At 60.2% G+C, this 6,918-nt stretch carries 8 protein-coding genes; 2 read left to right on the top strand and 6 right to left on the bottom strand.

Annotated features, from left to right (window positions below):
• Positions 1 to 22: 22 nt before the first annotated feature.
• The 6 genes from xerD to ffh form a co-directional block, all read right to left on the bottom strand.
• The gene (xerD, locus tag ACE04F_RS07305; protein WP_486105609.1) at positions 23 to 919 is read right to left on the bottom strand and encodes a site-specific tyrosine recombinase XerD; all 897 of its coding nucleotides are present in this window, start codon (positions 917 to 919) and stop codon (positions 23 to 25) included.
• Between the two features lie 128 nt (positions 920 to 1,047).
• On the bottom strand, positions 1,048 to 1,398 hold the full coding sequence (rplS, locus tag ACE04F_RS07300; RefSeq protein WP_305499028.1) for a 50S ribosomal protein L19: 351 nt from the start codon (positions 1,396 to 1,398) through the stop codon (positions 1,048 to 1,050).
• Between the two features lie 45 nt (positions 1,399 to 1,443).
• The gene (gene trmD, locus ACE04F_RS07295) at positions 1,444 to 2,217 is read right to left on the bottom strand and encodes a tRNA (guanosine(37)-N1)-methyltransferase TrmD (protein WP_434572025.1); all 774 of its coding nucleotides are present in this window, start codon (positions 2,215 to 2,217) and stop codon (positions 1,444 to 1,446) included.
• Positions 2,199 to 2,735 (bottom strand): ribosome maturation factor RimM, encoded by a 537-nt coding sequence (rimM, locus tag ACE04F_RS07290; protein WP_058544503.1) that lies wholly within the window; start codon positions 2,733 to 2,735, stop codon positions 2,199 to 2,201. The genes trmD and rimM overlap by 19 nt, the downstream gene beginning before the upstream one ends.
• Positions 2,736 to 2,740: 5 nt before the next feature.
• Entirely contained in the window at positions 2,741 to 2,992 is a 252-nt protein-coding gene (rpsP, locus tag ACE04F_RS07285; RefSeq protein ID WP_003185073.1) for a 30S ribosomal protein S16, read from the bottom strand.
• Between the two features lie 251 nt (positions 2,993 to 3,243).
• Entirely contained in the window at positions 3,244 to 4,620 is a 1,377-nt protein-coding gene (gene ffh, locus ACE04F_RS07280) for a signal recognition particle protein (protein WP_486105608.1), read from the bottom strand.
• Between the two features lie 206 nt (positions 4,621 to 4,826).
• Here ffh and ACE04F_RS07275 point away from each other — a divergent pair, with 206 nt between their 5' ends.
• Positions 4,827 to 5,639: a cytochrome C assembly family protein gene (locus ACE04F_RS07275; protein ID WP_486105607.1), complete on the top strand. Its 813-nt coding sequence runs from the start codon at positions 4,827 to 4,829 to the stop codon at positions 5,637 to 5,639.
• 12 nt (positions 5,640 to 5,651) lie between these two features.
• Positions 5,652 to 6,890, top strand: a complete 1,239-nt coding sequence (locus tag ACE04F_RS07270) for an HlyC/CorC family transporter (protein ID WP_486105606.1) — start codon at positions 5,652 to 5,654, stop codon at positions 6,888 to 6,890.
• Positions 6,891 to 6,918: the final 28 nt, after the last annotated feature.

The raw sequence follows: 6,918 nt of genomic DNA, 5'->3' as shown, positions 1-6,918 counted from the left end.
CCGCTCCCACAGGGTTCTTCAATCAGCCGCGCGGGTGGTGCCTGGCATGCAAGTCCTGCAACCGCGCCCGGGCCACATGGGTGTAGATCTGGGTAGTGGACAGGTCGCTATGCCCCAATAGCATCTGCACCACTCGCAGGTCGGCGCCGTGATTGAGCAGGTGCGTGGCGAAGGCATGGCGCAGCGTGTGGGGCGAGAGGGATTTGTTGATCCCCGCCACCTTGGCCTGATGCTTGATACGGTGCCAGAAAGTCTGACGGGTCATCTGCTCGCCGCGCAGGCTGGGAAACAGCACGTCGCTGGGACGCCCGCCGAGCAGGTCATGACGAGCATCGCGCATGTAGCGTTCGACCCAGACGATCGCTTCTTCGCCCATCGGCACCAGGCGTTCCTTGCTGCCCTTGCCCATCACCCGCAACACGCCCTGGCGCAGGTTCACTTGCTCCAGCGTCAGGCTGATCAGTTCAGTAACGCGCAAGCCACAGGCGTACAACACTTCCAACATGGCGCGGTCGCGCTGGCCGATGGGGTCGCCGAGGTCCGGTGCCGCCAACAACGCCTCAACGTCGGCTTCCGACAGGGATTTTGGCAGCGGACGCCCCAATTGCGGCATCTCCACGCGCAAGGTCGGGTCCACCGCAATCAACTTTTCCCGCAGCAAATAACGATAGAACCCGCGCAAACCAGAGAGAAACCGGGCCGTAGAACGTGGTTTGTAATTCTGCTCCAGGCGCCACGCCAGGTGATCGAGGATCAACTCCCGTCCGGCATTGGCCAACTCGAGGTTCTTCTCCTGGAGCCAGCCGTTGAACAGGGCCAGGTCGCTGCGATAAGCATCGCGAGTGTTATCGGACAGTCCTTTCTCCAGCCACAGGGCATCGAGAAACTGGTCTATCAGCGGGTGATCGATGGCAGGCATAAAGACTCTTGAATATACGAGTGCGCATGAATTCAACGGGAATGAAGCATGCAGGGTGCGCAAAGACCAAATCACAGGCAACAAAAAAGCAGCCCGCAGGCTGCTTTTTTTTGCATCGGAAGCTGGGCTTAAGCCAGTTTTTCCTTGATGCGAGCTGCTTTACCGGACAGGTCACGCAGGTAGTACAGCTTGGCTTTACGCACGTCACCGCGACGCTTCACAGCCATGCTGTCGATTTGCGGGCTGTAGGTCTGGAAAGTACGCTCTACGCCAACACCGTTGGAGATTTTACGAACGGTGAATGCACTGTTGACGCCGCGGTTACGCTTGGCGATAACAACGCCTTCGAACGCTTGCAGACGTGCACGGTCGCCTTCCTTCACTTTCACCTGAACGACAATGGTGTCGCCCGGGGCAAAGGGAGGGATTTCTTTGGTCATCTGCTCTGCTTCGAGTGCAAGGATGATTTTGTTAGTCATGCTGTGCTCCTAAGGCAAGTCATCGGACTCACCATCGATACGTTGTTAACTATCGTCCCGCTCGCGGATGTATTCCTCGAGCAGCTTCTTCTCTTCTCCAGAAAGCGAGCGGCTTTCCAGAAGATCGGCGCGTCGTTCATAGGTCCGACCAAGGGACTGCTGTAAACGCCAACGCCGGATGTGCGCGTGGTTGCCACTCAGCAACACGTCGGGAACACGCTGATCCGCATACACCTCCGGTCGGGTGTAGTGCGGGCAATCCAGCAGACCATCCGTAAAGGAATCTTCCTCGGCGGAATCCGCATGCCCTAAAGCTCCGGGCAGCAGTCGTGTAACCGCATCGATCAGGACCATCGCCGGCAGCTCGCCGCCAGACAGTACATAGTCGCCAATCGACCACTCTTCATCGACATGAGCTTCAATGAAACGCTCGTCAATGCCTTCGTAACGGCCGGCAATCAGGATCAACGCATCCGATTTCGCCAGCTCGCGTACCGCCGACTGAGTCAGCTGACGGCCTTGGGGCGACAGGTAGATCACCTTCGCACCCTCCCCGGCTGCCGTCCTGGCCTGAACCAGCGCATCTTCCAGGGGCTTGATCTTCATCACCATGCCCGGACCACCGCCAAACGGGCGATCGTCCACAGTGTGATGTCGATCCGTGGTGTAGTCCCGCGGATTCCAACAAGTGAGCTGCAACAGCTCTTGTTTCACCGCGCGGCTGGTTATGCCGTACTCGCTGATGGCGGAAAACATCTCGGGAAACAACGTGATGACTTCAACGCGCAGATTAGCCACGTCTAGAAATCCGCATCCCATTCCACCTTCATCTCGCCTGCTGCAAGGTCAACGGCCAACACGCATTGCTCGGTATAGGGCAACAGGCGTTCGCGATCATCCAGGCTGCCGACGCAAGGCTTTACCACCATGACATCGTTCGAACCGGTCTCGAGCAGGTGATCGATCTTCCCGAGCAGTTGCCCGAGGTGGTCAATGACCTTCAGACCTACAAGCTGGTACCAGTAGTACTCGCCGTCGGTCAGTTCAGGGAACAGATTGCGCGGCACGCAGATCTCATAACCGGCCAGAAGACGCGCTTCTTCACGATCATCGAGACCCTTGAGCTTTGCGACCAGGAACTTGTCGTTCCCGCGTCCGCTGACCAGCTCAACCTGCTTCACGCTACCTTCGCGCTTGAGCGTCCAGGTTTTGTAGTCCAACAGGTTTTTGATCGGATCAGTAAAGGAATAAACCTTCACTTCGCCGCGAACGCCATGAACAGAATAGATTTTGCCGACAACGATCAGATCATCAGCATCTTTTGGCGTCGCGTTCATATTGCTCAGGCCGCAGCCTTAGCCGATTCCTTCAACAACTGAGCAACACGCTCAGAAGGCTGTGCACCAACGCTCAGCCAGTAGGCTACGCGCTCTTGGTTCACGGACAGACGGATTTCCTGACCACGGGCAACAGGGTTGAAGAAACCAACCTGCTCCTTGTGGGAACCGTCACGCGGATTGCGGCTGTCGGTTACGGTCAGGTGGTAAAACGGGCGCTTTTTGGAGCCGCCAAGGGCAAGACGGATTGTTAGCATGTGAACATCGTTCCTGTAGTCGGTGCTGCAAATCTAAATGCACAGCGGGCATAGGTGCCCGAAAGGCCGCATATTCTAAGGAATATCCGGACTTTTGCAAATGACTTTTTCCAGCGCCTGGCGCCGTGCAATCAAGATTTGCCGTAGAGCCGTCATGAAAAACGGCAGGTCAGCTCCCGCGTAGCGCGGGTTTACTGGAGATCCCCGCATCCGTGCGGGGCAACGCCGACATGACCGCCGGCGCAGATTCTTTACATTTTCGGCATGCCGCCGCCGGGCAACATACCGCCCATGCCGCGCATCATCTTGGCCATTCCGCCCTTGGCGGAGAATTTCTTCATCATCTTCTGCATCTGCTTGTGCTGCTTGATCAAGCGGCCGATGTCCTGCACCTGCGTGCCGGAACCCATGGCGATACGGCGCTTGCGCGAACCGCTGATCAGGTCAGGGTCGCGGCGCTCGGCCGGGGTCATGGAGTTGATGATGGCTTCCATCTGCTTGAACTGCTTCTCGGCCGCGCCCTGGGCGTTGCCCATTTGCGCCAGGTTCACGCCACCGATGTTCGGCAGTTTGTCCATGAGGCCGCCGAGGCCGCCCATGTTCTTCATCTGTTGCAGCTGGTCGCGGAAGTCTTCGAGGTCGAAGCCCTTGCCCTTCTTCAGCTTCTTGGCCAGTTTGTCGGCCTTGTCCTTGTCGAGGGTCTGCTCGGCCTGCTCGATCAGGCTGAGCACGTCGCCCATGCCGAGGATGCGCGAGGCGATACGCTCGGGGTGGAACGGTTCGAGCGCTTCGCTCTTCTCACCCATACCGATGAACTTGATCGGCTTGCCAGTGATCGCGCGTACCGACAGCGCGGCACCACCACGGGCGTCGCCGTCGACCTTGGTCAGGATCACGCCGGTCAGCGGCAGTGCGTCGCCGAAGGCCTTGGCGGTGTTGGCCGCGTCCTGGCCGGTCATGGCGTCGACCACGAACAGGGTTTCCACCGGGTTGATCGCGGCATACAGCGCCTTGATCTCGCCCATCATCTCTTCATCGATGTGCAGGCGACCGGCGGTATCGACGATGACCACGTCGATGAATTTGAGCTTCGCTTCCTTTATAGCAGCCTGGGCGATGTCCACCGGCTTCTGGCTCAGGTCGGACGGAAAGAACGTCACGCCGATGTCGTTGGCCAGGGTTTCCAGCTGTTTGATCGCCGCCGGGCGGTAGATGTCCGCGGACACCACCATCACCGACTTCTTCTTGCGCTCTTTAAGGAAGCGCGCCAGCTTGCCGGCGGTGGTGGTCTTGCCCGCGCCCTGCAGGCCGGCCATCAGCACGACCGCCGGCGGTACGGCGCTCAGGTTCAGGTCTTCGTTGGCGGCGCCCATCAGGCTTTCGAGTTCGGCCTGGACGATCTTCACAAAGGCCTGGCCTGGCGTCAGGCTGCGCGACACTTCGGTGCCGACGGCGCGTTCCTTCACCGAATTGACGAAGTCCTTGACCACCGGCAGGGCGACGTCGGCTTCGAGCAACGCCATGCGCACTTCGCGCAGGGTGTCTTTGATGTTGTCTTCGGTCAGTTTCGCCTTGCCGGTGACATGGCGCAGCGTCTGCGAGAGACGGTCGGTTAGGTTTTCAAACATGCGCGATCCTTTCAGGCCCAGATAAGACCGGGATAATGGCGGCCCAGACCGTGAAATATGTGCTCGGCGAGCCTGCGGCGTGGGCAGGTCGCGGATTATAGCGAAGAAGCGGGCGACGTACACCTCGCCGTCGGTTGCGGTGGTCTTTCGTGCGGTGGCGGTTCTATGCCAAACTCAGCGCCTTTCGGGCTTGCCTAACAGGATTTATGCTCCCCTTGTCACCCAGCTTGCTTGCTTCCCTCGCCGCCGCTTGTCTTTATGCCGCTGCGACCTTCTATCAGGGCACCCGCCTGGCCTCCGGCGCCAAGGCGAACAAGCGCCTGCTGGTCACGCTCGGCGTGCTGGCAGTGCTCGTCCACGCGGCCAGCCTTGTCACCCACTTGTTGACGCCAATCGGCCTGGGCCTGGACTTCTTCAACGCTGCCAGCCTGATTGCCGTGGCGGTGATTGCCCTGACGCTGCTGGCCTGCTCGCGCATCCCCGTGGAAAACCTGCTGGTGCTGCTGTTCCCGCTGGGACTGGCGACGGTGCTGCTGGCGCAGTTCGCGCCCTCGGGCACGGTGCAGATCATCGACGAAGAGCCGGGCATCCTCGCGCATATCCTGCTGTCGATCCTCGCCTACGGGCTGTTCACCATCGCGGTGTTCCAGGCGTTGCTGCTGCTGGTGCAGGACCACCAGCTCAAGCATAAGCACCCGTCCGGGCTGATCCGCAACTTTCCGCCGCTGCAGACCATGGAAAGCCTGCTGTTCGGTTTCCTCTGGGCCGGCTGGACACTGCTGTCGCTGTCGCTGATTTCCGGCTGGCTGTTCGTCGAGAACCTGTTCGCCCAACACCTGGTGCACAAGACGTTGCTGGCATGCCTGGCGTGGATCGTGTTCAGCGTGCTGCTGTGGGGGCGTAATCGTCTCGGCTGGCGGGGCCACAAGGCGATTCGCTGGACCCTGGCCGGGTTCTGCCTGCTGATGCTCGCCTACTTCGGCAGCAAGCTGGTCCGCGAATACATCCTGCATGTCTGATGGACGACGCTGATGGATAGGCTGCCCTTGGGGCCATTATTTGCGGTCATGATCGTGCTGATCCTTTGGTCGGCGCTGTTCACCGCCATCGAAGCGGCCCAACAGTATCTGCTCGCGCAGCGCAGAGCGTCGCGCGCTGGCGACAAACCACTGGCGAAGCTGAACTTCCCTATCGCCAGCCTGATCCTGGGCAATACCCTTTGTCGCGCCCTGGCCGTGGTAATCGGCACCTGGCTGGCAATTTTTACCTGGCTGGAAAACGGCCCATGGCTGGCCTGGCTTGGCAGCAGCGCGGCGTTGCTGGTTTTTGCCGACTACCTGCCTCGCACCGTGGCGACCCGCTACCCTGACGCGGTACTGAGCCTGGGCAACAGCTTGCTCGCCTTGCCACTGAAAATTGTCTATCCGGCCGCCTGGCTACTTAACGGTTTCAGCCAGTTGCTGCTGCGCCCCTTTGCTCGCAAGACCAGCGCGGTCCAGCAAAGTGACGATGAGATGCCCGCACCACCGCGCGCCGAACATGAACAGGAACACAGCGGACGGATCCATCCGGTTTCCGGCATCCACGCGCTGGACAACATCACCGTGAACGACATCCTCGTGCCCCGCAGCGAGGTGGACGGGATCAACCTCGACGACCCCATCGGCGAAATCATCGAACAGTTGCGCCTGAACCGTCGGACCCGCCTGCCGGTGTTCCACAGCGACATCAACCAGGTCGAAGCGGTGCTCAACACCCGCCAGATCCGCCACCTGCTGGCGGACGCGAGCCTGACCAAGGAAGCGCTGCTGGCGGCATGCCACGAGCCGTACTTCGTCCCGGAGAGCACGCCGCTGCAACTGCAGTTGCTCAACTTCCACAAGCAGCAGCGACGCCTGGGCATGGTGGTGGACGAATACGGTGAAGTGCTGGGCATCGTGACCCTGGAAGACATCCTCGAGGAAATCGTCGGCGAGTTCGAAAGCGAGCACAGCCTCGACAACCCCCATGTCCATCCCCAGCCCGATGGCCGCCTGATGATCGAGGGCGCGGCGTCGATTCGCGAGTTGAACAAGACCCTCGGCTGGCACCTGCCTTGCGATGGCCCCAAGACGCTCAACGGCCTGGTCACCGAAGCGCTGGAAACCATCCCTGAAAGCCCGGTCTGCCTGAAGATTGGCCGCTACCGGCTGGAAATCATCGAGACCGTCGACAACCGCGTCAGCCAGGTGCTGGTGTGGCATAACAGCTCGGTGCCGGTGGTTATCTAACCGCCGTACCCGTGGGGGGGGGGGGGGG

Source organism: Pseudomonas sp. AGC41 (genome assembly GCF_057334555.1).
Note: the sequence above shows the minus strand (reverse complement) of the source record. Positions and strands in the feature narration are given on the sequence as shown.

What these genes read in the sequence shown, in the direction of transcription:
- xerD (WP_486105609.1), bottom strand. Translation starts at nt 919, where the DNA reads ATGCCTGCCATCGATCACCCGCTGATAGACCAGTTTCTCGATGCCCTG.
- rplS (WP_305499028.1), bottom strand. Translation starts at nt 1,398, where the DNA reads ATGACTAACAAAATCATCCTTGCACTCGAAGCAGAGCAGATGACCAAA.
- trmD (WP_434572025.1), bottom strand. Translation starts at nt 2,217, where the DNA reads ATGGGATGCGGATTTCTAGACGTGGCTAATCTGCGCGTTGAAGTCATC.
- rimM (WP_058544503.1), bottom strand. Translation starts at nt 2,735, where the DNA reads ATGAACGCGACGCCAAAAGATGCTGATGATCTGATCGTTGTCGGCAAA.
- rpsP (WP_003185073.1), bottom strand. Translation starts at nt 2,992, where the DNA reads ATGCTAACAATCCGTCTTGCCCTTGGCGGCTCCAAAAAGCGCCCGTTT.
- ffh (WP_486105608.1), bottom strand. Translation starts at nt 4,620, where the DNA reads ATGTTTGAAAACCTAACCGACCGTCTCTCGCAGACGCTGCGCCATGTC.
- ACE04F_RS07275 (WP_486105607.1), top strand. Translation starts at nt 4,827, where the DNA reads ATGCTCCCCTTGTCACCCAGCTTGCTTGCTTCCCTCGCCGCCGCTTGT.
- ACE04F_RS07270 (WP_486105606.1), top strand. Translation starts at nt 5,652, where the DNA reads ATGGATAGGCTGCCCTTGGGGCCATTATTTGCGGTCATGATCGTGCTG.